Source organism: Plantactinospora sp. ZYX-F-223 (assembly GCF_039649625.1).
Taxonomy (GTDB): Bacteria; Actinomycetota; Actinomycetes; order Mycobacteriales; family Micromonosporaceae; genus Plantactinospora.
Map to the genome: position 1 here is coordinate 1 of NZ_JBDJAV010000027.1, position 25,283 is coordinate 25,283.

At 73.6% G+C, this 25,283-nt stretch carries 19 protein-coding genes and 1 riboswitch; of the genes, 7 read left to right on the top strand and 12 right to left on the bottom strand.

All coding sequences use genetic code 11. The features are described from left to right. A partial coding sequence (locus tag AAH979_RS25620; protein ID WP_346260673.1) for an aldo/keto reductase occupies positions 1-865 on the bottom strand: 865 nt, incomplete at its 3' end. A 323-nt stretch (positions 866-1,188) separates the two neighbouring features. On the opposite strand from AAH979_RS25620, the gene AAH979_RS25625 reads away from it, so the two are divergent. Next, entirely contained in the window at positions 1,189-1,824 is a 636-nt protein-coding gene (locus AAH979_RS25625) for a carbonic anhydrase (protein ID WP_346260674.1), read from the top strand. 13 nt (positions 1,825-1,837) lie between these two features. Here the strand turns inward: AAH979_RS25625 and AAH979_RS25630 are convergent, their stop codons facing one another. From AAH979_RS25630 to AAH979_RS25650, 5 genes are read right to left on the bottom strand one after another with little or no spacing between them, the layout of a single operon-like run. Then, on the bottom strand, positions 1,838-2,812 hold the full coding sequence (locus tag AAH979_RS25630; RefSeq protein ID WP_346260675.1) for an ABC transporter ATP-binding protein: 975 nt from the start codon (positions 2,810-2,812) through the stop codon (positions 1,838-1,840). After that, a complete protein-coding gene (locus AAH979_RS25635; protein ID WP_346260676.1) occupies positions 2,809-4,056 on the bottom strand; it encodes an oligopeptide/dipeptide ABC transporter ATP-binding protein in 1,248 nt (415 codons plus the stop codon). The genes AAH979_RS25630 and AAH979_RS25635 overlap by 4 nt, the downstream gene beginning before the upstream one ends. Further along, positions 4,053-4,976 (bottom strand): ABC transporter permease, encoded by a 924-nt coding sequence (locus tag AAH979_RS25640; RefSeq protein WP_346260677.1) that lies wholly within the window; start codon positions 4,974-4,976, stop codon positions 4,053-4,055. Before AAH979_RS25640 ends, AAH979_RS25635 begins: the two co-directional genes overlap by 4 nt. After that, positions 4,976-5,959: an ABC transporter permease gene (locus AAH979_RS25645; RefSeq protein ID WP_346260678.1), complete on the bottom strand. Its 984-nt coding sequence runs from the start codon at positions 5,957-5,959 to the stop codon at positions 4,976-4,978. Before AAH979_RS25645 ends, AAH979_RS25640 begins: the two co-directional genes overlap by 1 nt. 8 nt (positions 5,960-5,967) lie before the next feature. Then, positions 5,968-7,641, bottom strand: a complete 1,674-nt coding sequence (locus AAH979_RS25650) for an ABC transporter substrate-binding protein (RefSeq protein ID WP_346260679.1) — start codon at positions 7,639-7,641, stop codon at positions 5,968-5,970. 326 nt (positions 7,642-7,967) lie between these two features. Then, a riboswitch (glycine riboswitch) is annotated at positions 7,968-8,064 on the top strand. An 80-nt stretch (positions 8,065-8,144) separates the two neighbouring features. On the opposite strand from AAH979_RS25650, the gene gcvP reads away from it, so the two are divergent. Further along, positions 8,145-11,012, top strand: coding sequence for an aminomethyl-transferring glycine dehydrogenase (gene gcvP / locus AAH979_RS25655; RefSeq protein ID WP_346260680.1), 2,868 nt, complete (start codon positions 8,145-8,147; stop codon positions 11,010-11,012). Positions 11,013-11,063: 51 nt separating this feature from the next. On the opposite strand, the gene AAH979_RS25660 is transcribed toward gcvP, so the two are convergent. Beyond that, positions 11,064-11,264, bottom strand: a complete 201-nt coding sequence (locus AAH979_RS25660; RefSeq protein ID WP_346260681.1) for a DUF5999 family protein — start codon at positions 11,262-11,264, stop codon at positions 11,064-11,066. A 123-nt stretch (positions 11,265-11,387) separates the two neighbouring features. Here AAH979_RS25660 and AAH979_RS25665 point away from each other — a divergent pair, with 123 nt between their 5' ends. After that, complete coding sequence (locus tag AAH979_RS25665; RefSeq protein WP_346260682.1) at positions 11,388-12,602, top strand: chorismate-binding protein; 1,215 nt, start codon at positions 11,388-11,390, stop codon at positions 12,600-12,602. A gap of 149 nt (positions 12,603-12,751) precedes the next feature. On the opposite strand, the gene AAH979_RS25670 is transcribed toward AAH979_RS25665, so the two are convergent. Continuing rightward, positions 12,752-13,987, bottom strand: a complete 1,236-nt coding sequence (locus AAH979_RS25670; RefSeq protein ID WP_346260683.1) for an SWIM zinc finger family protein — start codon at positions 13,985-13,987, stop codon at positions 12,752-12,754. A 61-nt stretch (positions 13,988-14,048) separates the two neighbouring features. Continuing rightward, positions 14,049-16,949, bottom strand: a complete 2,901-nt coding sequence (locus AAH979_RS25675; protein WP_346260684.1) for a DEAD/DEAH box helicase — start codon at positions 16,947-16,949, stop codon at positions 14,049-14,051. A 209-nt stretch (positions 16,950-17,158) separates the two neighbouring features. Between AAH979_RS25675 and def the strand changes: the two genes are divergently transcribed. The 3 genes from def (at position 17,159) to AAH979_RS25690 (ending at position 19,199) form a co-directional block, all read left to right on the top strand. After that, positions 17,159-17,662 carry a peptide deformylase gene (def, locus tag AAH979_RS25680; RefSeq protein ID WP_346260685.1) on the top strand — a complete coding sequence of 168 codons (504 nt, stop codon included), beginning with the start codon at positions 17,159-17,161 and terminating at the stop codon, positions 17,660-17,662. Between the two features lie 130 nt (positions 17,663-17,792). Continuing rightward, positions 17,793-18,572 carry an endonuclease/exonuclease/phosphatase family protein gene (locus AAH979_RS25685; RefSeq protein ID WP_346260686.1) on the top strand — a complete coding sequence of 260 codons (780 nt, stop codon included), beginning with the start codon at positions 17,793-17,795 and terminating at the stop codon, positions 18,570-18,572. Between the two features lie 210 nt (positions 18,573-18,782). Then, the gene (locus tag AAH979_RS25690; protein WP_346260687.1) at positions 18,783-19,199 is read left to right on the top strand and encodes a DUF6223 family protein; all 417 of its coding nucleotides are present in this window, start codon (positions 18,783-18,785) and stop codon (positions 19,197-19,199) included. Positions 19,200-19,307: 108 nt separating this feature from the next. On the opposite strand, the gene AAH979_RS25695 is transcribed toward AAH979_RS25690, so the two are convergent. Next, positions 19,308-19,970, bottom strand: a complete 663-nt coding sequence (locus AAH979_RS25695; protein ID WP_346260688.1) for a response regulator transcription factor — start codon at positions 19,968-19,970, stop codon at positions 19,308-19,310. Next, a complete protein-coding gene (locus tag AAH979_RS25700) occupies positions 19,967-21,133 on the bottom strand; it encodes a sensor histidine kinase (RefSeq protein WP_346260689.1) in 1,167 nt (388 codons plus the stop codon). The genes AAH979_RS25695 and AAH979_RS25700 overlap by 4 nt, the downstream gene beginning before the upstream one ends. A gap of 252 nt (positions 21,134-21,385) precedes the next feature. Between AAH979_RS25700 and AAH979_RS25705 the strand changes: the two genes are divergently transcribed. Beyond that, entirely contained in the window at positions 21,386-24,058 is a 2,673-nt protein-coding gene (locus AAH979_RS25705) for an Hsp70 family protein (RefSeq protein ID WP_346260690.1), read from the top strand. Here the strand turns inward: AAH979_RS25705 and AAH979_RS25710 are convergent. After that, entirely contained in the window at positions 24,055-25,071 is a 1,017-nt protein-coding gene (locus AAH979_RS25710) for a tyrosine-type recombinase/integrase (protein WP_346260691.1), read from the bottom strand. The genes AAH979_RS25705 and AAH979_RS25710 overlap by 4 nt on opposite strands. Between the last annotated feature and the right edge of the window lie 212 nt (positions 25,072-25,283).

Sequence of the window (25,283 nt, forward strand, 5' to 3'; positions counted from 1 at the left end):
GGTCCCGCAGCGCCCAGGCGAGCGCGAGCTGCGCCAGGGACTGGCCGCGCCGCTCGGCGATGGCGTGCAGCGCCCGTACGGTGCTCATCGTGGTGTCGTCGAGGTCGCTCTCGTTGAGGAAGACGCTGGTGCGGATCCGTGAGTCGGCCGGGATGCCGTCCAGGTAGCGGTCGGTGAGCACGCCCTGGGCGAGCGGGCTGTAGGCGATGCAGCCGGCCCCGACCTCTTCCAGGGTGTCGAGCAGCCGGTCCGCCTCGATCCACCGGTTGATCATCGAGTACGACGGCTGGGAGATCAGCAGTGGCGTACCGAGCCGTTCCAGGATCGCGGCGGCCTGTCGGGTCTGCTCCGAGGTGTAGTTCGACAGCCCGACGTAGAGGGCCTTGCCGGCCCGGACGACGGCGTCCAGCGCCGTCATCGTCTCTTCGAGAGGGGTATCCGGGTCGGGCCGGTGGTGGTAGAAGATGTCGACGTAGTCGAGGCCCGTCCGGCGCAGCGACTGGTCCAGTGACGAGACCAGATACTTGCGGGAGCCCCATTCGCCGTACGGGCCGGGCCACATGTGGTACCCGGCCTTGGTGGAGATGACCAGCTCGTCGCGGTAGGGGGCGAGGTCGGCGGCGAGGGTCCGGCCGAAGTTCTCCTCGGCGGAGCCGGGCGGCGGGCCGTAGTTGTTGGCCAGGTCGAAGTGGGTCACCCCGAGGTCGAACGCCCGGCGGCAGATGTCCCGCTGCTGCTGCCACGGCCGTTCGGCACCGAAGTTGTGCCAGAGGCCGAGCGAGATGGCGGGCAGTCGCAGGCCGCTGCGGCCGGCCCGGCGGTAGGTCATCGAGTCGTAGCGGTCGTCCGCGGCAAGGTAGGTCACGCTTGCCACCCTATTGAACCTCCGTCCCGCCGGACCGCGCGGAGGTCACGCCCGGCGCCTCAGCCGGGGCCGAGGCGGACCGCCCAGGCCGGCGGGAGGGCCGCGCCGCGTGGCGGCCGGTCGGGGCGGGGGAGGGGCCGTAGCCTGTTCGTACACGGGCTTGCCCGGTCCGGGTGCGCCGGCGGGTGTTCCGTAGCTCACCGTTTGGCCAGGTTCGGGTGGGCCGGCGGGGTGGTCCGTGATATCTGATCGGTACGCATCAGGTCGCCGAAGGCGCCGACCTCGCTTCACCACCTGCGGTGGTGCCGTCGAAAGGGGACGTCATGGCATACCTGGACCACCGGCCGGCCACTCCCGCCGAGGCGCTCGACGAGCTGCTCGCCGGTAACGAGCGGTTCGTGGCCGGTACCCGGATCCATCCGCACCAGGACGCCGAGCACCGGGCGGTGGTCGCCGCGGCGCAGCGGCCGTTCGCGGTGGTGTTCGGGTGTTCCGACTCCCGCCTCGCCGCCGAGATCATCTTCGATCGGGGGCTCGGCGACCTGTTCGTGGTCCGCACCGCCGGGCACATCGTCGGCCCGGAGGTGACCGCCAGTATCGAGTACGGGGTGGTGGTGCTCGGGGCGCCGCTGGTCGTCGTCCTCGGCCACGACTCGTGCGGGGCGATCCAGGCCACCCGGGCGGCCCGGGACGGTGCCCGGCTACCGGGCCGGGAGCTGGGCGCCATCGTCGAACGGGTCACCCCGAGCATCGAGGCCGCCCAGGCGCGGCAGATCACCGACGACGCCGGTATCGCCGCGTTGCACACCCGGCACACCGTCGAGATGATCACCCGGTCGGGCACCGAACTCGCCGACGCGGTCGCCGCCGGCCGGTGCGACGTGGTCGGCATGTTCTACCAGCTGGCCGACGGCCGGGTGTCGGTGACGGCGCCCAGCGCCGCCCCGACCGGCGGTTAGGGACCGTCCGGCCCTAACCCGCGTCGGGGCGGCGCAGCCAGCACCGGGCCATGTGCCCGGCGGCGACCGGGAACTCCGGCACCTCGGTGTGGCAGACCTCCATCGCGGCCGGGCAGCGGTCCCGGAACAGGCAGCCGCCGCGGTCGGTAACCGTCTGCTGCCCGCCGCGCAGCGCCCGCATCCCGCCCGGTGCGGCGGTACGCGGGCGGCCCGGGTCCGGCGCGGCCGACGCCAGGAGCTGGGTGTACGGGTGCGCGGGGCGCAGGATCACCTCGTCGCTGGGGCCGGACTCGACCACCTGCCCCCGGTACAACACCATGATCGACGAGGCGAAGTAGCGGGCGGTGGCGAGGTCGTGGGTGACGTACAGGACGGCCAGTTCCTCCTCCCGCTTGAGCCGGTCGATCAGGTTGAGGATCTCCAGCCGGATCGACACGTCGAGCATCGACACCGGCTCGTCGGCGAGCAGGATCCGGGGCCGGGGCGCCAGGGCGCGGGCGATCGCGACCCGCTGCCGCTGCCCGCCGGACAGTTCGTGCGGCAGCCGGCGGGCGACCTGGTCGGCCGGGGTGAGGTTGACCCGGGTGAGCAGGTCGCGCACGGCCGCCCGGACGTCGCCGCCGGACCGGGCGACCCCGTGCAGCCGCAGCGGCCGGCCCAGGTGGTATCCGACGGTGTGTGCCGGGTTCAGCGACCCGAACGGGTCCTGGAACACCATCTGCACGTCGCGGCGGTAGCGGCGGACCGCCCGGCGGTCGGCGGCCAGCGGGGTGCCGTCGAGGCGGATCTCCCCGGCGGTCGGCCGGGTCAGCCGGACCAGCATCCGGGCGATCGTCGACTTGCCGCTGCCGCTCTCGCCGACCAGCGCCACCGTCTGGCCGGAGTGCAGTTCGAAGGAGACGTCGTCGACCGCCCGCAGGGTGTGGCGGTGCCGCCCGTCCCGCAGCGGGAAGTGCTTGCTCAGGTGGCTGACCGTCAGCGTGGTCACCGGCCGCCACCTCCGGCCGACGGCTCCGGTCCGGTCTCCGGCGTCCCGCCCTTCTCGACCGGCGGCGGAGTCCCGCCCTTCTCGACCGGCGGGGGCACATCGCCCGGCTCGGCCGGCGGTGCCGGCGCGGCGGGGCGTACGTCGGGGTGGGGCGGCGGCCCGGGCTCCAGCGCCGGGTCGGTGGGGTCGAACCGGCCGGCCCGGAGCGCGGCCGGTGGGCCGTCCGGGCGCAGTACCGGGTCGTAGTGCAGGCAGGCGACCCGGGTGGTGCCGGCGACCCGCAGCGGTGGGTCGGTGCGGTGGCAGGCGTCGAAGACGTACGGGCAGCGGGCGGTGAACGCGCAGCCGGCGGGGGGCCGGGACAGGTCCGGTGGGCTTCCGGGGATGCCGTGCAGCACCGTCCGCTCGCCCCGCAGGCTCGGGAAGGAGCGCAGCAGCCCGACCGTGTACGGGTGGGCCGGCGCGGCGGCCAGGTCTGCGGCGGGGCCGTACTCGACGATCCGGCCGCCGTACATGACGGCGAGCCGATCGCTGATCTCCAGCAGCAGGGAGAGATCGTGGGTGATGAAGACGACCGCGAAGCCGAACCGGGCCCGTAGCCGGTCGATCTCCTCCAGGATGTCGCGCTGCACCACCACGTCCAGCGCGGTGGTCGGCTCGTCCATCACCACCACGTCCGGGCGCAGCGCCATCGCCATCGCGATCAGCACCCGCTGGCGCATCCCGCCGGAGAGTTCGTGCGGATACGCCGAGAGCCGTTCCGGGCCGATCCCGACCAGGTCGAGCAGTTCCCGGCAGCGCTCTTCCCGGTCGGCGCGGCGCAGTTCGGGGCGGTGCGCGGTGAAGACGTCGGCGAGTTGCCGGCGTACCGACAGCACCGGGTTGAGGGCGTTCATCGCCCCCTGGAACACCATCGAGACCCGGTTCCAGCGGAACCGGCGCAGCGCTTCGCCGTGCAGCGTCGACAGGTCGACCGGCGGGCCGTCGGCGGGGTGGAAGACGACCCTGCCTGCGGCGAGCCGGCCGGGTGGCTTGAGCAGCCGGGTGATCGCGTACGCGAGGGTGGACTTGCCGCAGCCGCTCTCGCCGGCGATGCCGAGCACCTCGCCGCGGGCCAGGTCGAAGCTGACGCCGCGGACCGCCCGGACCGGGTCGGTGCCGTCGTAGACGACGCTCAGGTCGCGGACCGAGAGCACCACATCGGTGCCGGTGACCGCCGGTGGGTGGGTGGTGTCGAGGGTCATGCCGGTCCGGTCCGTCGGGGGCGGCGGGTGACCCGCAGCCTCGGGTTGATCAGTTCGTCGAGACTGAAGTTGATCAGTGCGAGTCCGGCGCCGACCAGCGCGATGCAGAGCCCGGGCGGCACGAACCACCACCAGGCACCCTGGGACAGCGCCTGCGAGTTCTGCGCGAAGTAGAGCATCGTGCCCCACGAGCCGGCGCCGCCGAGGCCGAGGAAGGCCAGCGCGGCCTCGGTGAGGATGCCACCGATGACCGCAAAGACGAACTGGGCGGCAATCAGCGGCAGCAGGTTGGGCAGGATCTCGAAGGTGACGATCCGCCAGCCGGGTTCGCCGCTGACCCGGGCGGCGTCGACGTAGTCGCGGGAGCGCAGTGACAGGGTCTGGGCCCGCAACACCCGGGCGGAGCCGGCCCACGCGGTGATCGAGACGATCAGGGCGATCGCGAGGGCTCCGCGGGTCTGCACGTAGTCGGTGATCAGGACCACCAGCGGCAGGCCGGGCAGTACCAGGAAGACGTTGCTGACCAGCGAGAGGCTCTCGTCGGCGTGCCCGCCCGCGTAGCCGCCGAGGACGCCGACCAGCACCGAGACGACGGTGGCGAGCAGCCCGACGACCAGGCCGACCAGCATCGAGCCGCGGGTGGCGACGACGAGTTGCCGGAACACGTCCTGGCCGGTGGTGGTGGTGCCGAGCAGGTGTTCGGCGGAGGGGGCGAGCAGCCGGTCGTCGCTGACCAGGTTCGGGTCGTCGACCAGCAGCGGGCCGAGCACGGCGACCAGGGCGAAGAAGCCGACGATCGCCAGCCCGGCGGCGAGTTTGCGGGAGCGCAGCAGGCCGCGCCAGCGGGGCCGCCGGGTCGGCACCACCACTCCGGGGACGACCTCGCCGGTCACGTCGCGCTGGGTCTCGATGGTCGCCATCAGCCGGCCTGCCGGGTACGGGGGTCGATCACCGCGTAGAGCAGGTCGACGACGAAGTTGGCGCCGAGCACGGCCAGCGAGATGACCAGGAAGATGCCCTGCAGCAGTGGATAGTCGGCGTTGGCGACCGCGGCGACCAGGCTCATCCCGACCCCGGGATAGGAGAAGACGATCTCGGTGGCGATGGAACCGCTGACCACGAAGCCGAGGGTGATGGCGAACCCGGCGACGCTGGGCAGTACGGCGTTGCGGGCCGCGTACTGGATCATGATGCGGCGCGGGCGCAGCCCCTTCGCCTCGGCGGTCAGCACGTAGTCCTCGGCCATCGTGGAGACCATCATGTTGCGCATCCCGAGCAGCCAGCCGGCGACCGAGGCGAGCACGATCGAGGCCGCCGGCAGGATGCCGTGGTAGGTCGCGCTGCGCAGGAACGGCCAGTTGAACCCGATGGTGGTCTCGTAGCTGTAGCCGCTGTTCAGCGGAAACCAGCCGAGCACCCCGCCGAGCAGGTAGAGCAGCACCAGGGCGAGCCAGAAGTACGGGATGGCGGCCAGGAAGGTGGTGGTCGGCACCAGCGCGTCCAGCCAGGTGCCGCGGCGCCAGCCGGCGAGGGTGCCGAGGGTGATCCCGAGCAGCACGCTGAGCACGGTGGCGATGCCGACCATCACCACCGTCCAGGGCAGGCTCTGGCTGAGCACCTGCGACACCGGGGTCGGGTAGTAGGCGACGGAGAGGCCGAACTCGCCGCGCAGCAGGTTGCCGAGATAGCCGAGGTACTGCTGCCACAGCGGGTCGTCGGAGACCCCGAACTGCAGTTCGAGGGCGCGGCGGGCCTCCGGCGACATCGGGGTCATGTTCTGGGTCTTGGCCAGTACGGCGTCGACCGGGTTGCCCTTGATCAGCCGGGGGATGAGGAAGTTGAGGGTGACCGCCGCCCAGACCGCGACCAGGTAGAACAGCGCCTTGCGCCGCAGGTACCGCATCGGGCGGCTCAGCCGGCCGGGGTGAGGTTCTTGGCCACGATCCCCATGTCCGGCCCGTTGTACGGGGTGGTCAGCGCGTAGTGGTTCTGCTCGGTGGGGAAGTTGCCGAGGTTCTCGGTGCGGTACTCGATCAGCGAGGCGGACTGCTGGATCGGGATGTACGGCAGCTCCTCGACGATCACATCCTGGATCTTGAACAGTTGTTCCCTGATCGCGTCCTTCGCCTCCGGCGGGGTGTTCTCCATCGCCAGCAGGGCGGCGTCGACGGCGGCGTTGCGGTAGCGGCCGTAGTTGGAGCCGGCCTGCTGGCCCAGCGGGGCGGTGGTCTTGCTGGCGAACGCCCGGCTGTACCAGGAGTACGCGGTGCCCTCGCTGTAGAGGTTGGTGATGATCATCTCGAAGTCGCCGGTCTGCTGGTCGGTGGAGAAGGCGGTGAACGACACCTCCTGGGTCTTCATCTCGATCCCGACCGACTTCAGCGACTGGGTCATGATCTGGAGTGCGGAGATGTAGTCGTTGTAGCCCTGCACCACCTTGACGGTGAAGGAGAGCCGTCGGCCGGCCTTGGCGTAGATCCCGTCGGCGCCCTTGGCCCAGCCGTCGGCCTGGAGGGTCTGCTCGGCCCGGGCCGGGTCGAACTCCAGCTTGCGGTCCTTGTATTCCGGCTTGATGTAGTCGTCCCAGAGCGGCCGGGGCAACTGGGCCGGGCTGGCCTCCTTGCCGTACCCGGAGAAGGCCAGCCGGATGAGCTGGTCGCGGTCCAGGGCGAGGCTGATCGCCTTGCGTACCGCGGCGCTGTCGAACGGCGCCCGGTCCAGGTTCGGGATCAGGTTGGTCAGGTAGAGCTGCGACTCGTTGAGGTACTTGTTGTGCTCCGGGTCCTTGCTCACGTACTGCTTGTCGATGTCGGCGATGAACGAACCGGCCCAGTCGAGCTGGCCGGCGGCGAGCGCCGCGATCGCGCTGTCCGCGCTGGCGAACTGGTGGAACCGCATCCCCTTGATCTTCGGCTTGCCGGTCTCCCAGTAGTTGGGGTTGCGTTCGAAGACGTAGTTCTGCTGGCTGAACGAGGCCAGCGTGAACGCCCCGGTGCCGACCGGCTTCTCGTTGGTGAACGCGGACGGGTCGGCGACGGTCGACCAGATGTGCTTCGGCACGATCCAGATCCGCCCGGCGATCAGGTTGAGCCGGGTGTAGACGCCCTGACTGAAGATGATCGAGACGTGGGTCGGGTCGGCGGCGACCGCCTCGACGATCGGCAGGCCGTTATAGTTGATCTTCGGGTTGTCCCGGAGCAGGTTGAAGGTGAAGGCCACGTCCTCGGCCGAGAACGGCTTCCCGTCGCTCCACCTCACCCCCTCCCGGATGGTGAGGTTCAGCCGCCGGCCGTCGTCGGCGAACTCGTAGCCGGTGGCGAGCTGCGGCTGCACGTCGTCGGCCCGGGCGCCGTTGAAGTAGAGCAGCGCCTCGTAGAGCACGCTCATCGTGCCGGCGACGCTGTTCTGGGAGAACGGGTTGAAGTTGGGCACGAACCCGGCGTTCGCCCCCGAGAAGACATTGATGATCTTGCCCTCGGCGCCGGTCGGCGAGTCGCCGCCGTCACCGCAGCCGGCGGTCGCACCGGCGGCAAGCGCCGCCGTGGCCAGCGTGGCGAGCAGCCGGCGGGCGAGGGTGGGGCGCATCGTGCCTCCCGGGTCGAGGGATTTCGGACGGGTTGCCACCTGCTGTCCGGGCAGGTGAGATCGATGACAACACCGAACCGGTTCAGAGTCAATAGATGGAAAGCGATTGCAGCCGGTACCGGAGCGCCGGGCCCAGCACGTACGGCGAGACCTGAAGGCGGGCGGGAACGGTCCCGGTTCGGCGCCGCTTAACCGGTTCTGTCAGGGGCGCCGGAACGGGGCAGGTGACGACCGCTCCGCCCGGTCAGCCGGCGTTGACGGTGATCAACGGGGAACGGCCGAAACCCGGAGGAAATCCGGTCACTGGTACCGTTGCCAACGCCGACAACACTCGCGAGCGAGAGACCGCCCGGCAGCGTGGGGCGGCGCCGAAGGGGCAAATCCTCCCCGGAACCTCTCAGGCAAAAGGAGCCCGCGGGCAGGCGACTGTGGAGCGCCCGCGACGTCGCGGAGCGTGACAGAGGGGGAGGTTGCAGCGTCGACCTCGCCCGGGAGTGTCCCCCATGACCACAGCGCAATACCCCACCCGCGACGGCGGGCAGTTCGCCGACCGGCACATCGGCCCCGACGCCGACGCCGAACGCCGGATGCTGGAGACCGTCGGCTACCACTCGATCGACGACCTGATGGACGCCGCGGTCCCCGAGGTGATCCGCTGGACCGGCAACCTCGACCTGCCGCCGGCCGCCACCGAGGAGGAGGTGGCCGCCGAACTGCGCGCGCTGGCCGCCCGGAACACCGTCGCCGTCTCCATGATCGGCCTCGGCTACTCCGGCACCCACACCCCGGCGGTGATCCGCCGCAACGTGCTGGAGAACCCGGCCTGGTACACCGCCTACACGCCGTACCAGCCGGAGATCAGCCAGGGCCGGCTGGAGGCGCTGCTGAACTTCCAGACCATGGTCACCGACCTGACCGGGCTGGCCACCGCGAACGCCTCCATGCTCGACGAGGGCACCGCCGCGGCCGAGGCGATGACCCTGGCCCGCCGCGCCGGCAAGAACTCCAGCAACGTGTACGTCGTCGACGCCGACACCCTGCCGCAGACCCTCGCCGTACTGGCCACCCGGGCCGAGCCGCTCGGCATCGAGGTACGCGTGCTCGACCTTTGCGCCGAGCCGCTTCCGGCGGAGTTCTTCGGCCTGCACCTGCAGTACCCGGGCGCCTCCGGCGCGGTCCGCGACCACACCGGGCTGGTCGAGGCCGCGCACGCCGCCGGGGCACTGGTGACGGTCGCCGCCGACCTGCTCGCGCTGACCCTGCTCCGCCCACCCGGCGAGATCGGCGCCGACATCGCCGCCGGCACCACCCAGCGGTTCGGCGTACCGATGGGCTTCGGCGGCCCGCACGCCGGCTACCTGGCGGTCCGCACCGGCCTGGAGCGGATGCTGCCCGGCCGGCTGGTCGGGGTCTCCCGGGACGCGGCCGGCGACCCCGCCTACCGGCTGGCGCTGCAGACCCGGGAACAGCACATCCGCCGGGAGAAGGCGACCAGCAACATCTGCACCGCCCAGGTGCTGCTCGCCGTGATGGCCAGCATGTACGCCGTCTACCACGGCCCGGCCGGGCTGCGGGCGATCGCCGAACGGACCCACCGGCGGGCCGCCACCCTGGCCGCCGGGCTGCGCACCCTCGACGCCGTCGAGGTGGTGCACGAGGCGTTCTTCGACACCGTGCTGGCCCGGTTCCCGGGCCGGGCCGCCGAGGTGGTCGCCGAGGCCGCGCGGCGCGGGGTCAACCTGCGGCTGGTCGACGCCGACCGGGTCGGGATCGCCTGCGACGAGACCACCACCGAGGCGCACCTGGCGACCGTGTGGGACACCTTCGGTGCCGTCGCCGGGCAGCGCGTGGCCCCGCCCGCCGGGCAACCGTGGCCCGCGGTGCCGGCCGGCCTCGACCGGACCAGCGACTACCTGACCCACCCCGTCTTCCGGTCGCACCACTCCGAGACGGCGATGCTGCGCTACCTGCGCCGGCTCGCCGACCTCGACTACGCGCTCGACCGGGGCATGATCCCGCTCGGCTCCTGCACCATGAAGCTGAACGCCACCACCGAGATGGAGCCGGTGAGCTGGCCGGAGTTCGCCGACGTGCACCCGTTCGCCCCGGACGACCAGACCGCCGGCTACCGCGACCTGGTCGCCGCCCTGGAGGGCTGGCTCGCCGAGGTGACCGGCTACGACGCGGTCAGCGTGCAGCCGAACGCCGGCTCGCAGGGCGAACTCGCCGGCCTGCTGGCGATCCGCGCCTACCACCGCGACCGGGGCGAGGGGCACCGGGACGTCTGCCTGATCCCGTCCTCGGCGCACGGCACCAACGCGGCCAGCGCGGTGATGGCCGGGATGCGGGTGGTGGTGGTCGGCTGCGACCCCGACGGCGACGTCGACCTGGCCGACCTGGACCGCAAGATCGAGGCGCACCGGGACACCCTCGCCGCGATCATGGTCACCTACCCGTCCACCCACGGGGTGTACGAGGGCGGCATCGCCGCGCTCTGCGCCAAGGTGCACGACGCCGGCGGCCAGGTGTACGTCGACGGCGCCAACCTCAACGCGCTGCTCGGGTACGCCAAGCCGGGCCGGTTCGGCGCCGACGTGTCACACCTGAACCTGCACAAGACGTTCTGCATCCCGCACGGTGGCGGCGGCCCCGGGGTCGGCCCGGTGGCGGTCCGGGCACACCTGGCGGGGTACCTGCCCGGCGACCCGCTCGGCTCCGCCGGGGCGGCCCGGCCGGCGGTCTCGGCGGCCCGGTACGGCTCGGCCGGGATCCTGCCGATCCCGTGGGCGTACCTGCGGCTGATGGGGCCGGACGGGCTGCGCCGGGCGACCGGGGTGGCGGTACTGGCCGCCAACTACGTCGCGGCCCGGCTGCGCGGCCACTACCCGGTGCTCTACGCCGGCAACAAGGGCCTGGTCGCGCACGAGTGCATCCTCGACCTGCGGCCGCTGACCAAGGCGACCGGGGTCAGCGTGGACGACGTGGCGAAGCGGCTGATCGACTACGGCTTCCACGCCCCGACGATGTCGTTCCCGGTCGCCGGCACCCTGATGGTGGAGCCGACCGAGAGCGAGGACCTCGCCGAACTCGACCGGTTCTGCGACGCGATGATCGCGATCCGGGCGGAGATCGACAAGGTCGGGGCGGGGGACTGGCCGAAGGGGGACAACCCGCTGGCCAACGCGCCGCACACCGCGGCGATGGTGACCGGCGACGAGTGGCCGCACCCGTACCCGCGGTCGGTGGCCGGCTATCCGGGCGGGATCGACCGGCGGGCGAAGTACTGGCCGCCGGTACGCCGGATCGACGGCGCCTACGGAGACCGCAACCTGGTCTGCGCCTGCCCGCCGCCCGAGGCGTTCGAGAACTGACAACGGATGATCGGCCGGCACCGGCGCCGGCCGATCACTGTAAGTGATGAATCAGCCGACCAGGGCGTGCCGGGCCGGACCGCGGTGCGGCGCTATGGTGCTGCCGTCGGGCAGCAGCTCGCCGGTGTCCTCGAAGAGGATGACGCCATTGCAGAGCAGGCTCCACCCCTGCTCACGGAAGCAGGCGAGGACGCGGGCCGCTTCCCGGTCGGTTGCTTCAGCGGAGGGGCAGGTCGGTTGGTGCTGGCACATCGGGTTCTCCGGACTATGGGGGCGCTGTGGCATGGTTCACATGACCAGTGACGGACGGTACCCCCTCACACCGAGTGATGACGAGCGGGTATCCGTCTCTGACCGAGGAAATCCACTTTTCGGATGAGGCAGATCCACCCGTACGTCGTGGAAGCGCTCCCATTCGCACCGCCGGGAGCGCCGGCGGGCTGCGTACCCCGGCTCGTCGAGCACGACCGGCTTCAATGCCGGGCCGACGGCCCGGACGACCCCGCCACGCTGCTGGAGGAGTTCCTCGCCGGACACGGCCTCCCGGTCCGCGACCTGACCCGCCCCGGCGTCCACCCGCCGGACGGCCCGGCCGGCACGGTCTGCGGCGCCGCCGTCTTCGTCTCCGCCGCCGCCGGAGCCCGGATGGTCGGCGCGGCGACCGGCCCGGCCAGCCCGGCACCCGCCGTCCCCGACCTGGTCGCGGTGGTCTACCGGCACGGCGCCGCCCCGGCCGCCGGTCCGCCCCGGCGGCATCGGCCCGACGACTGGCAGCTCGGCCCGTGGGCCGAGAGCTGGACGCCGCAGCGGCACGCCGACGCGGTACGGCAGGCCCGGGAGGCCATCGCGGCCGGCGACATCTACCAGGTCAACGTCGTCGGACACGGCTGCGCCCGGTACACCGGAGACCCGCTGCCGGCGCTGCACCGGCTGGCCCGGCTACCCGGCGCCCGGTACGGGGGCGTGCTCACCGGCGCCGGCTGGGCGATCGGCTGCGCCTCCCCGGAAACCCTGGTCGAGGTGACCGACGGCACGGTCTACACCCGGCCGATCAAGGGCACCCGGCCGGCGACCGGCGCCGGCCGGCGGGAGCTGCTGGAATCCGCCAAGGAACGCGCCGAGCATGTGATGATCGTCGACCTGGAGCGCAACGACCTGGCCCGGATCGCCCGCACCGGCACCGTCCGGGTCGACCAGCTCTACGCCATCCGCCGCTGGTCCGACCTGTGGCAGGCCGAGTCGACCGTCTCGGCCACCCTGGCCGACGGGCGGGGCCTGGCCGACCTGCTCCGGGCGGTCTGCCCCGGCGGGTCGGTCACCGGCGCCCCCAAGCTCGCCGCGCTGGCCCAGATCGCCGCCCTCGAACCGGTCGGCCGGGGTGCCAGCATGGGCGGGCTGGGCTGGATCGGCCCGGACCGGATCGACCTGGGGCTGACCATCCGGACCGTCGCGGTCGACGCCGACCGGGTGCACGTCTGGGCGGGCGGCGGCATCACCTGGGGCAGCGATCCGGCGGCCGAGGTTGCCGAGGCGGCCGCGAAGTCCGGCCCGGTCCGGGCCATCCTGGCCGGCCCGCACCGGCCCCGCTGACCACCCCCGGCACGGCCGCCCACGACGGAGCCGGAGAGGTCCCCGTCCCGAGTCGGCTCCGCCGACCGCCGCCGTCCGAGGTCGTCGGCTCCGGTGGCGTCCCCGTCCGGCGGCGTCGCCGGCCCGATTCCGGGCGACCGGTGGCTCGGTCAGTCGCCGAGCAGGTCGGCCAGCGCGTCGGCCGGGTCGTCGCGGGGTACGCCGGCCGGCCACCAGTCGCCGTCGGCCCGCTCCCGGTACGGGTACCAGCGGTCGTCGCGGCCGTACCGCAACTGGGCCCGGTGCCGGGGAAACGTCCACCGGTTGCGCCACACCTGCGGCTCCGGCGGGTCGTCACCGGCCCAGCCGGCGGTCAGCTCGGTCCGGGCCCGGGCCAGCCGTACCGGCGGCGGGGTCCACGGCTCGTCCAGCACCGACAGGCCGGTGTGGCCGCCGTACTCCCAGGCCCGTACCGCCCGGCTGAACTCCCGGGCGGTACGGCCGCCGGCCTGCCGTAACCGGGCCAGCACCGGACCACCGGCCCCGACGGCGAGCCGGACCGCGTCCACCCGTTCCGGCAGCGCCGGCGGCGGGCCGTCGCCGTCCGGGGCGGCGCGCAGCAGCGCAGCGGCCTGGACGGCGGCGTTGTCGGCCAGCCCGCGCAGCACCTCCGCCGCGATCCCCGGCGCGTCCGGCAGCGCCGGCCCGGACACCCCGGGCTCCGGCGGTGGCGGCGGGGCGGGCAGCGGCGGATCCGGCCGGGCGTACGCCCGCGCGGCCGGCACCCCGGCGCCGGCCGGCGCGGCCGACGGCGCGGCCGCCGCCGGCCGGTGGGCCCGGCGGCGCAGCTCGGCGAGAACCTCCCGGGTGCCCCGGCCCCGGATCAGCAGCAGCAGCAACGGGTCGGCGTCGAGCAGCCAGGCCACCTGGTAGCAGAGCGCGGCGGCGTGCCGGCACGCCGCCGCGGCCCACTCCGGGCAGTCGCACTCCGGCTGCAGGTCGCCGAGCCCGGGCAGCAGGGCGATCCCGGCGTCGTCGGCCGCCGATGCCAGGTCGCGCGGCATCTCCCCGTCCAGCAGCGCGGCGATGTGCCCGGCCTTCGCCGCCACCTGGTCCAGGAGCCGGGACCATTGCGCGTCGGTCAGCGGCTCCACGAAGACCCGGGTCCGGTACGGCAGGTCCCGCACCCCGTCGTGCACCTCGGCCGCGATCCGGCCCGGGCTGACGGTGATCGAGCCGACCTGCCCGGCCGACGCCGCGCGCCGCCCCCGGCGCAGCAGGGTCTGGTCCAGCGAGGTCTCCTCCAGGGCGCGGACCCAGGCGTCCCCCCACCAGGAGCGGCTGCTCCGGGCACGCCGCCCCGGCGGGAACGCCGGAAAGCCCCGGACCCGGTCGTCGCCACTCATCGGCCCCCACCTTCCCCAGCCGGCTCGGAGCCGGCGCACCGCGCCCGGTCGACGATCCCGTTCATGCCGGCCCGCGCAGTTCGACCAGGGACGCCAGGTCGGCGTCGGACAGTTCGGTCAACGCCGCCTCGCCACCGGCGAGCACCGCGTCGGCGAGGTCCCGTTTGACGGCGAGCAGGGCGGCGATCCGGTCCTCGACCGTTCCCTCGGTGACCAGCCGGTGCACCTGCACCGGCCGGGTCTGCCCGATCCGGTACGCCCGGTCGGTGGCCTGCTCCTCGACGGCCGGGTTCCACCACCGGTCGTAGTGCACCACGTGGTCGGCCCGGGTCAGGTTCAGCCCCGTCCCGGCCGCCCGCAGCGACAGCAGGAAGACCGGCACCTCACCGGCCTGGAACCGGCGTACCTGCTCGTCGCGGCGGGCCACCGGGGTGCCGCCGTGCAGCAGTTGGGCCGGTACGCCCCGGTCGGCGAGGTGCCGCTCGATCAGCCGGGCCATCGCGACGTACTGCGTGAAGACCAGCACCGCGCCGTGTTCGGCGAGGATCGTGTCGACCAGCTCGTCGAGCAGTTCCAGCTTGCCGGAGCGGCCGGCCAGCCGGGGCCGCCCCTCCCGCAGGTAGTGCGCCGGATGGTTGCAGATCTGCTTCAACGAGGTCAGCAGCTCCAGCACCAGGCCCCGGCGCGCCATCCCGGTGCTGTCCCGGATCCGCGCCAACGTCTCACGGACCACCGCCTCGTAGAGGCCGGCCTGCTCGCCGGTCAGCCCCACCGGATGGTCGGTCTCGGTCTTCGGCGGCAGCTCCGGCGCGATTCCCGGATCCGACTTGCGGCGCCGCAGCAGGAACGGCGCGATCAGCCGGGCCAGCCGTCCCGCCGCCGCCGGATCCCGACCGGACTCGATCGGCGCCGCCCACCTGGCCCGGAACCGGGGCAGCGGGCCGAGCAGCCCGGGGGTGGTCCAGTCCAGGATCGCCCACAGCTCGGTCAGGTTGTTCTCCACCGGGGTACCGGTGAGGGCGACCCGGGCGGCGGCCGGGATCCGGCGCAGCGCCCGGGCGGTACCCGAGGCGCGGTTCTTCACGTGCTGCGCCTCGTCGGCGACGACCAGGCCCCACCGCACGGCGGCGAGCCGGTCGACGTCGGACCGCATCGTCCCGTACGTGGTGAGCAGGAACCCGCCGGTCAGCGCGTCCAGGCTGCGTCGGCCGCCGTGGAAACGGCGTACCGGGGTGCCGGGGGCGAACCGGGCGATCTCGCGTTCCCAGTTGCCCAGCAGCGAGGCGGGGCAGACCACCAGGGTCGGGCCGGCGGCCGCCGGGTCCGCCTGCCGGTGCAGGTGCAGCGCGATCAGCGTGACGGTCTTGCCGAGCCCCATGTCGTCGGCGAGGCAGCCGCCCAGCCCCAGCTCCGTCATCCGGGCCAGCCAGCGCAGCCCGCGTAACTGGTAGTCCCGGAGCGTGGCGGTCAGCCCGGCCGGCACCCCGACCCGCTCCGGGGCGGCCCCGGCGGCCGGCTCCGGGTCGGCGATCCGGCGCCGCAGCCCGGCCAGCCAGCCGGTGGCGTCGACCTCCACCGGCCGCCCGTCGACCTCGACCGTCCCGGTCAGCGCGGCACCGAGCGCCTCGATCGCGCCGACCGGCGGCAGCGCCGGCTTGCGGGCCCGGGCGGCCAGCTCCGGGTCGACGAGTACCCACTGGTCGCGCAGCCGGACCACCGGCCGGTGCGCTTCGGCGAGCAGGTCCAGCTCGTCGGCGGTCAGCGGCCGCCCGCCGAGGGCGAGTTGCCAGTCGACGTGCAGCAGCCCGTCGCCGCCGAAGAAGGCGGCCAGGTCCGACGGCGGCTCGTCGGCGGCGCCGAGCACCGCCCGGGAGGTCAGCCCGGCGGCCAGTTCCCGGGGCCAGTGCACCGCCACCCCGACCGCGCCGAGCCGGCCGGCGGCGTCGGCGACCAGTTCGGTGACCTCCTCGTCGGTGAGCAGGAGCTCGTCCGGGACGGCGGTGTCGAGCAGGTGCCGCAGCGGTGGCCAGACTCCGGCGGCGCGGCGGATCGCCAGCGTGGTGTCGAGCCGGGCCCGGGGCCCGAACCCGGCGACCTCGCCCTGCCACAGCGCGGCGGCGTCGACCACCAGCGCCGGGTCGACGAGGCTGTGCACCTGCACCACCGCCCGTAGCCCGGGCCGGGTGAAGTCGCCGCCGACCGGCTCCAGCCGCACCGAGACGCGTACTCCGGAGTCGAGACCGGCGCGGACCTCCTCCGCCCAGCCGCGCAGCTGGGGTACCGGCTGCGGCGCCGTCGCGGCGAACGCGTCGGTGCCGGCGGCGTGCCGGGCGGCGGGGGACCGGGGCAGGGTGTCGGCGACCGCGTCGAGGAACCCGCGTAGCAGGCCGGCCGCGTCCGGCAGGACCGGACCGTCCGGTGTCGTCTCGTCCGGTGTCGCCTCGCCAGCCGGGGCCGGATTCGCCCGGGCCCGGGCCGGCATCGCCGCCGCGAGTTCCCGGATCCGGCCCGCGTCGGCCGCGTCCAGCGCCGCGACCGTCCAGGCGTCGAAACCGGCCGGTGACACCGTCGGCAGAATCCGGCGCCGGGCCACCAGGTGCAGGGCCAGCACTGTCGCCGCCGCCCAGTACGCCAGCGCCGGATCGGCCGGCGCCGGGTCGGCCAGCAGCAGCGGCAGCGCGTCGCCGACCGGCAGCCGGCGCGCCGGCACCATCCGGGCCCGCACTCCGGCCCCGTCCGGCACGGCGACCGTCAGCTCACCGCCCCGGCCCGGGCCGTCGTCCGGCAGCGGACCGCCGTCCGGCCGCCAGAACGCCAGTACACCGGCGCGGGGCGGATCGGCCGGCTCGAACACCACCGCACAGCCCGCCGGCCACCGGTCGTCCGGGCCGGCGAGACGCTCGTCCCGGGACCGCTGGGTGCCGGACGCGCTCCCGGCTTCCGACGTCGCGTTCGGCCGCATCTCCGGTCCTGCCCCCTTGTCCGCCAGCCGCCCCGACCCGGAATTCCCGCCCGGCGGGGCGCCTCCCGCTCACCGGCCCGGCCATTATACCGTATGACGTACGGGAAACCCGTCGGACCGCGTCCGCCCGCAACCCGGACCAGCCGGCCACGCCGCCGCCGAGCGTGCCGGGGCGCCCGGGCGGGTAACGAACCGATAAGGTTCCGGTCATGACGATGCGGCCCATCCGGATCATCGGGGACCCCGTGCTCCGCACCCCGTCCGAACCGGTCACCAGCTTCGACGCCGAACTACGCGACCTGGTCACCGACCTGATGGACACCCTCCTCGGCGCACCCGGCCGAGCCGGAGTCGCCGCACCGCAGATCGGGATCAGCGCCCAGGTCTTCGTCTACGACGCCGACGGGCACCGCGGCCACCTGGTCAACCCCACCCTCGAACTCTCCACCGAAGCGCAGGACGACGACGAGGGCTGCCTCTCCGTCCCCGGCCTCTACTTCCCGACCCCGCGCGCCATGCACGCCACCGCACACGGCTTCGACCAGTACGGCGAACCCGTCACCATCACCGGCAGCGGCTTCCTCGCCCGCGCCCTCCAGCACGAGACCGACCACCTCGCCGGCCGCCTCTACGTCGACACCCTGCGCGGCGACACCCGACGCCGCGCCCTCCGGGAAATCCGCGCCGGACGGTTCGCCACCCCCGACCGGTGACCGTCAGCGGCCCCGCCGCCGCCGCAACCAGATACCGGCCGCGCCCAGCCCCACGAACACCAGCGCGGAACAACACAGCGCTTTGAAGATCACGCCGAAACTGTCGCACATCCCGCCGTAAGGTGTGCAGGTGCGCCTGGCAACCTTCAACGTGCTGCATGGCCGATCCCCACACGACGGCCTCGTCGACGAGACCCGGCTCGCCGCCGCGGTCGCCACCCTCGACGCCGACGTCCTGGCCCTGCAAGAGGTCGACCGCGACCAGTCCCGCAGCAACCACCTCGACCTCACCGCCATCGCCGCGAGCGCGATGAACGCCCCCGAACACCGGTTCGCCGCCGCCATCGTCGGCACCCCCGGCGAACGGCTCCGGCCACTGACCCACGACGACGACGGCCACGGCGAACCCCTCTACGGCATCGGGCTGATCAGCCGCTACCCGGTCCGCTCCTGGCAGGTCACCCGCCTCGCCCCGATACCCGTACGCTCCCCGGTGATCGACCCCGGCCCACGCGGCCGCGTCATCCTGCTCCGCGACGAACCCCGAGTCGTCCTCACCGCCATCCTCGACACCCCGTACGGGCCGATCACCGTCGGCGCCACCCACCTGTCCTTCGTACCCGGCTGGAACATCCGACAACTGCGCCAGGCCGTCCGCGCCCTGCGTACCCTGCCCCCGCCCCGGATCCTGCTCGGCGACCTCAACCTGCCCGCCGGACTCGCCACCCTCGCCTCCGGCTGGCGCTCCCTGGCCCGCCGCCCCACCTACCCGGCCAAGCAACCCCGGGTCCAGCTCGACCACATCCTCGCCGACCCGCGCGGCGGGCACCCGCTGCCCGCGGTCACCGCCGTCGACGCCCCGATCACCACCATCTCCGACCACCGACCGCTCGTCGTCGACCTCGCCTGACCCCCAACCGGGCCGGCCATCCGGTCGACCCATCTCCCGACCCGAGCCGGACCAGCACGGAAGCCGGTGGATACCGCCCCGGCGGCACGACGCCGAGAGCACGTACGACCCGGGTGGTACGCCCACCGGCAACCCCGGCATGACGACCCGTGACCACGCCGGTACATACGCTGCCGGCAGGTACCCGTCGTGCGAGGGAAGGAATCCCCGATGTCCGTCCGTCACCTGCTTGCCGCCGCCACCGCCGCCCTGCTCGGAGGGCTCTGGCTCGCCGCACCGGCGGCCGCGCACGTCGCCGGCCAGCCCGCCGCCGCCACCGTCTACACCATGAGTTCCGGGCGGATCGGGTCCATCGTGGCCGGACTGCTGGGGCTGGCCGGCGTCGTCGTCGGCGGGCTGGCCCGGGCCCGCGCCGCCGGTCGCACCGGCGCCGGGCGCCGCGGGGCCATCGTCGCCGTGGCGCTCGGACTGGTCGGCGTGGCCATCGGCGGGGTCGTGGCGGCCACCTCCGACGGGAGCATCGGCACCGGCAACGGGCTCGGCGGGGCCATCGTCGCCGTGGCGCTCGGACTGGTCGGCACCGCCCTCGGCGGGCTGGCGCTGACCCGCTCCCGCCGCACCGGCTGACCTGCGAGACCCACTGACCCGGCCGCCGTGCCGGGTCAGTACCGTGCACCGGCCCCCCATTCACCCGTGCCCGCTCGGTCCAGGCGGCGGCGTACCCCGGGGCTGCGGTCAGGAGCGGGCGAGCCAGCCAGGGATGCTCAGCCCGGACTCGTACGCGAGGATCACCAACTGCGCCCGGTCCCGGACCTGGGTCTTGGTCATGATCCGACTGACGTGCGTCTTCGCGGTCGCCGGGCTCAGCACCAGCCGCGCCGCGATCTCGTCATTGGACAAGCCGGCGGCGACCAGCACCATCACCTCCCGCTCCCGCTCGGTCAGCGCACGCAGCCGCGGCCCCGGATCCGGATGCCTGACCCGGGCGGCGAACTCGGAGATCAACCGGCGGGTGATCGACGGCGCGATCAGCGCGTCACCCCGAGCCACCACCCGCACCCCGTGGATCAACTCCGCCGGCTCGGTGTCCTTTACCAGAAAACCGCTCGCACCGGCCCGCAACGCGCCGTAGACGTAATCGTCCAGGTCGAACGTGGTCAGGATGATCACCCGGACATCGGAACCGGCGACGATCTCCCGAGTCGCCGCCAGCCCGTCCAGCCCGGGCATCCGGATATCCATCAGGGCGACATCCGGCCGCAACTGCCGGGCGAGCCGCACCGCCTCGGCACCGTCGGCGGCCTCGCCGACCACCTCGACACCGTCCTCGCCGTCCAAGATGGACCGGAAACCGGCGCGTACCAGAGTCTGGTCGTCGGCGAGCAGCAACCGGATCACGCCGCAGCCCCCGGACCCGAACCCAGCCCGGGCGGCCCCGCCGGCACCGGACCGGGCCGCAACGGCAGGCGGGCGCACACCCGGAAGCCGCCGCCCGGCCCAGGGCCGGTGGTCAGCGACCCGCCCAGCGCCCGAGCCCGCTCACCCATGCCCAGGATCCCGTTACCGGGCACCCCCGGCCCACCGGTGCCGTCGTCCTCGACCTCCACCAGCACCCCGTCGCGGTCGGACCGCACCCGGACCACCGCGGCGGTCGCGCCCGCGTGCCGGGTCACGTTGGTGAGCGCCTCCTGCACGATCCGGTACGCCGCCAGGTCGACCTCCGGCGGCAGCGGCCGGACCGCGGCCAGCTCCGTACGGACCGCCAACCCGGACTGCCCGGCCGTCAGCACCAGATCGCCGAGACGGTCCAGACCGGGCACGGACGGCACCCCGCCCTCCTGCCGCAGAATGCCCAGCGCCGTACGCAACTCACCCAGCATCTCCTTGCTCGTCTGCTTGATCGCGGTGAGCGCCTCGGTGGACCGGGCGGGATCCGGACGGTGCAGCGCCGCACTTGCCTGCACGTTGATCAGCGAAAGGTGGTGGCCGAGCACGTCGTGCAACTCCCGGGCGATACGCAACCGCTCCTCGGTGGCCCGACGCCGGGCCTCCTCCTCCTTGCCCTGCTCCGCGGCGAGCACCCGGGCCCGCGCCTCCGCCACATAGGCCCGGCGGTTACGGGTCACCCCGACGATGACCGCGACCAGCCAACCGGCGTGCAGCAGCGTCGCCCCGTTCCCACCGCCGGCCGACCGGTGGTAACTGTCCGCCACGGCGAAAGCGACCACCGAGGCGAGACCGAGCCCGATCGCAACCGCCAGATGCCCCTCGTCGACGACGGTGTAGAGCGCCACGACGAACACCACCATGATCGGACCGGGCCGCTGCAACAACTCCCCGTACGCACCGACCGCGAACAGCGCCACCACGGCCACCGGCACCGGATAGCGGCGGCGGACGTACAACGCACCGGAAGAGGCCAGCACCGCCAGCAGCGCCAGCCAGTCGACGGCGGTGTCGACGCCGGCCGACTGCACCACCAGACCGACGACACCGACCAGGGCGACCACCAGCAGCAGGGCCGCGTCCGCCACCCGGCCGTGCCATCGCCACCTCGGCATGCGCCGAAGCCTAACCCCCCGCGACCAGGCCCCAGCAGGCCCGCCCCGCCGGCCAGCCGGCGACACCCCCACCCGCACGCCGGGCCGGCCGCACGCCCCGACGCCGTCGGACCCGGACATACCGAGCCGGCCGAAGATCTCCCACACCCCCGGACCGGCGACACCCCCGCCCCGCCAGCAGCACGGCGGGAAGTAGCATCCGCACGCGGCGCGCCCACCCCGCCGCGCCCGCCGCACCCGGAGGTGACATCGGTGGACCAGCCGGTCCGGCTCGCCATAGACCTCGGCACCACCCACACCGTCGCCGTGGTCCGCCGCGACCACGACCAACCGGCCCGGGCCCTCATCTTCGACGGCACCCCGCTACTCGCCTCCGCCGGCCACCTCACCCCCGACGGCACCGTGCACACCGGACGCGACGCCGTCCGGCTCGGCGGCAGCGACCCACAACGCTACGAACCACACCCGAAACGCCGGATCGACGACGGCACCCTGCTGCTCGGCACCGACGAGGTACCCGTCGAACGACTCCTCACCGCCACCCTGCGCCGGGTCGCCGACGAAGCCCGTACCGCCGGAGTCGACCCCACCGGCGCCACCGTCCTCACCTGTCCCGCCGACTGGGGCCAACCCCGCCGCACCCTGCTGCGCGCCGCCGCCGCCGACGCCGGCCTCGGCGCCGTCCGACTCCTCGACGAACCCGTCGCCGCCGCCACCTACTGCGCCCAGATCCTCCACCAGCAGATCCCCGTCGGCGGCAGCATCGGCATCTTCGACTTCGGCGGCGGCACCCTCGACGTCGCCGTCGTCCGCCGCGACCCCACCGGCCTGCGCGTCCTCGCCACCGGCGGCCTCGACGACCTCGGCGGCCTCGACATCGACGACGCCCTCGTCGCCCACCTCGGCCAGCTCGTCGAACTCCGCGACCCCGAACAGTGGCGACGCCTACGCCACCCCGAAACCCCCGCCGAACGCCGCGACCGGCAGGCATTCTGGACCGAGGTCCGCGCCGCCAAGGAGATGCTCTCCCGCACCGCCAGCGCCCCCGTCCAGGTGCCCGGCCGCGACGACCCGCTGCACCTCACCCGCGACGAACTCGACCGGATCGCCGGACCACTCGTCGCCCGCGCCGTCGACGAGACCCGCCGCACCCTCGACCGGGCCGGCATCGAAGCCCGACACCTCAACAGCCTGCTGCTCGTCGGCGGATCCAGCCGGCTGCCCCTGGTCGCCAGCCGCCTGCACGCCCGGCTCGGCATCGCCCCCACCGTCCCCGAACAACCCGAACTCCCCGTCGCGTACGGGGCCGTCCACCACACCGGACCCGAACCACGACAGCCGGCCACCCCGCCCGCATACCCGACCAGCGACCCGCCGGCCGGCGCCGCCGTCCCACCGCGACCCGTTCCGCCACCGCCACCCACGGCGCCACCCGTGCCGGCCGCGGAGCGACTCCGACAGCCACCCCGACCGGCCACCCCCCGGCCCGTACCCCCGGCCGACCCGCGCCGCCGACGGATCCGCCGCCTCCTGGTCACCACCACCGCGTTCCTCGCCGTCGCCGGCTGCGTCAGCACCGTCGTCGTCGGCGGCGAATGGCTGACCAACCAGATCACCGGCCTCGGCACCGGCTCCACACCCGCCGGAACCCTCGACCAGGTCAACGCATACACCGGCACCCGCCGGGGTGCCGCCGCCGTCACCGTACGCGGCACCGAGGTGATCTCCGCCGTCGCCGGCAACCGCAGCACCGAAGTCGTGGCCCTGACAGCCTCCGACGGCCCACCCCGGTGGACGACGACCCTGCCGATCGAACCCACCGACCTGCGACTCACCGCCGTCGAAGACCTGATCATCGTCGACGGCGAGGACTCCGTCACCAACGGCGGCGAGAACGTCCGCGCCGTACTCTCCGGCAAGGACGGCAAAGTGCTCTGGCAACGTGTCTGGCCCGACCGCGTCGACGTCGCCTACTACGGCACCGACGCCGTCGTCGAGACCCTCGGCGGCTCCGACGACGTCGCGATCAGCCGCATCAACCTGCGCACCGGCCGACAGGTGTGGAGCAAGGCCGGCGAACCCGACCTGCTCACCTCCGACGAACACCGGGCCGAACCGGTACGGCAGTGGACCACACCCGGCACACCCGCGCCCGGCGCCCTGCCCGCCGTCGCCGGCATCCTCAACGACGCACCCGGCGGCAGCACCACCATCGTCGAACTCGACTCCGCCAACGACCGCGGCTACGTACTCGACGCCAAGACCGGAAGAGTCCGGGGAAGCGGCAAACTACCACTCGAACCCGACCTCTGGACCGCCCACGACAACGCCGTGATCGGCAAGACCACCGGCGACGACCACGACCTCGCCGCCTACGCCGTACCCAATCTCAAGCTCAGATGGAAGGTGCCGCTCGCCGCCGGCGACCGCGTCGAACGGATCAAAGCCTGCGCGCCGAAGCTCGTCTGCGTCGCCATCACCAATGGCACCGACCACCGGGTCACCGCCCTCGACACCGGCGCCGGCGAACAGCGCTGGAGCGCCACCGTCGAGCACTCCGACCAGAACTGGTACGCCCACGGCGACATGCTGGTCATTGGACGCGACGCCTTCGACACGATCAGCGACCCCCGACTCGTCAACGGCACCAGCGGCGCCGCACAGAAACGAGAATTTCCCGAGTCCGCCAGCCTCGAGGCCACCGCCGACGGCCGACTGCTGCTCGGCACCGTCGGCGGCTCACCACCGCGCTGGCACCTGCAGGTCGAGGCCACCACCGTCGGGCAGGGCACCAACCGGTTCGCCGTCGGCGACAAGAGACCCGAACGGGTGGCGATCGACGAGCACCTGGTCGGAGTCGTCACCGCCGACCGCCGGACCCTCGTCCTCAAGGTCTCCGGCCTGCCCACCGCCGCACCCCGCTAACCGGAACCGCCCACGCCCGACCACTGCGACAACAGCGTGCCCAGCGAACGGTTGGTCCGGTTCGCCCGCACCGCCGCCCGCTCCTGCTCGGCGGTCACCTCGATGTAACTCTGACTCGTCGCCAGGCTCGCGTGCCCCAGCAGCCGCATGATCTCCGGCGCGCTCGCCCCGTCCTCGGCCAACCGGGTCGCGAAGGTGTGCCGCAGCGCGTGCAGCCGCGCTCCCGGCGGCACCCGGTCGGTGATCCCCGCCCGCCGGTAACAGGACTCCACCAGATACTGCAGGCCACCCCGGCGCAGCGGCGCGCCCTGCCGGTCGACCAGCAGCGCCGAGTCCGGCCCGACCGTACGGGAGCCGAACCGGCGGCGTCGACTCTCCAGATAGTCCACGATCACCCGGTCGAGCTCCGGCTCCACCGGAATCAACCGGGACCGGCTGCCCTTGCCGGTCACCTCGACCCGACGCTCGCCGTCCCGGCCGACCAGCGAACCCGCCCGCAGCGCCAGCAACTCGGCCAGGCGCAGCCCCGCACAGAGCGCCAGGGCCAGCACCGCGAGGTCCCGCTCCGGCCACGGATCACGCTGCCGCTGGTCCGGCCGGACGACCCCGGCCAGCAACTGCTCCGGCGTACGCTCGCCGCGCAGCGGCTTCGGCGGGGCGGGGGGCACTCGGGGCTTGTCCACGGCGGGCATCGGATTGCCGGTCACCACCTGCTCGGCGACCAGGAAGTCGAAGAAGCCGTTCCAGGTGGACCAGGCCCGGTAGATCGAGGCGGCGGCCCGGGGAGCGGCGAACCGGGCGAAGGCCGCTCGCAGCGACCGCGCGGTCAGGGCACGGATCGGCAAGGCCGCCAGGGGGAGGGGAGTGGTGGGGTCGTCGGCGACCAACCGGGCGATTGCCAGCAGGTCCCGGCGGTACGCCGCCAGCGTGTGCGGGGAGGGCTTGCGGGTGGCGCGGGAGATCAGGAACTGCTCGACGAGGGGGAGTAGCAGAAAGTCCTCTTTGTCCTGCATAACGAATATTATGCATGATTTCCGACAATCCGGCCAGTTGGCGATCTTGGGAAGACGCGTCGTTCCCGAGCCGCTCGACTCGGCGCAGAGCTGGTCGGCGCGCAGAGCTGGGAGAGGAGGGGGACGAGGGGGCAGTGGATCCTGCTGCGGTCTCCGCCCAGACGGCGCCGAGACGTGGCCGCGGCTCTCGCTGGCGACGGGAGTACGTCGGC

Bases quoted from the DNA above. Each gene is read 5' to 3' on its own strand.
- AAH979_RS25625 (WP_346260674.1), top strand. From the start codon at position 1,189: ATGGCATACCTGGACCACCGGCCGGCCACTCCCGCCGAGGCGCTCGAC.
- AAH979_RS25635 (WP_346260676.1), bottom strand. From the start codon at position 4,056: ATGACCCTCGACACCACCCACCCACCGGCGGTCACCGGCACCGATGTG.
- AAH979_RS25640 (WP_346260677.1), bottom strand. From the start codon at position 4,976: ATGGCGACCATCGAGACCCAGCGCGACGTGACCGGCGAGGTCGTCCCC.
- AAH979_RS25645 (WP_346260678.1), bottom strand. From the start codon at position 5,959: ATGCGGTACCTGCGGCGCAAGGCGCTGTTCTACCTGGTCGCGGTCTGG.
- AAH979_RS25650 (WP_346260679.1), bottom strand. From the start codon at position 7,641: ATGCGCCCCACCCTCGCCCGCCGGCTGCTCGCCACGCTGGCCACGGCG.
- gcvP (WP_346260680.1), top strand. From the start codon at position 8,145: ATGACCACAGCGCAATACCCCACCCGCGACGGCGGGCAGTTCGCCGAC.
- AAH979_RS25660 (WP_346260681.1), bottom strand. From the start codon at position 11,264: ATGTGCCAGCACCAACCGACCTGCCCCTCCGCTGAAGCAACCGACCGG.
- AAH979_RS25665 (WP_346260682.1), top strand. From the start codon at position 11,388: ATGAGGCAGATCCACCCGTACGTCGTGGAAGCGCTCCCATTCGCACCG.
- AAH979_RS25670 (WP_346260683.1), bottom strand. From the start codon at position 13,987: ATGAGTGGCGACGACCGGGTCCGGGGCTTTCCGGCGTTCCCGCCGGGG.
- AAH979_RS25675 (WP_346260684.1), bottom strand. From the start codon at position 16,949: ATGCGGCCGAACGCGACGTCGGAAGCCGGGAGCGCGTCCGGCACCCAG.
- def (WP_346260685.1), top strand. From the start codon at position 17,159: ATGACGATGCGGCCCATCCGGATCATCGGGGACCCCGTGCTCCGCACC.
- AAH979_RS25690 (WP_346260687.1), top strand. From the start codon at position 18,783: ATGTCCGTCCGTCACCTGCTTGCCGCCGCCACCGCCGCCCTGCTCGGA.
- AAH979_RS25700 (WP_346260689.1), bottom strand. From the start codon at position 21,133: ATGCCGAGGTGGCGATGGCACGGCCGGGTGGCGGACGCGGCCCTGCTG.
- AAH979_RS25710 (WP_346260691.1), bottom strand. From the start codon at position 25,071: ATGCAGGACAAAGAGGACTTTCTGCTACTCCCCCTCGTCGAGCAGTTC.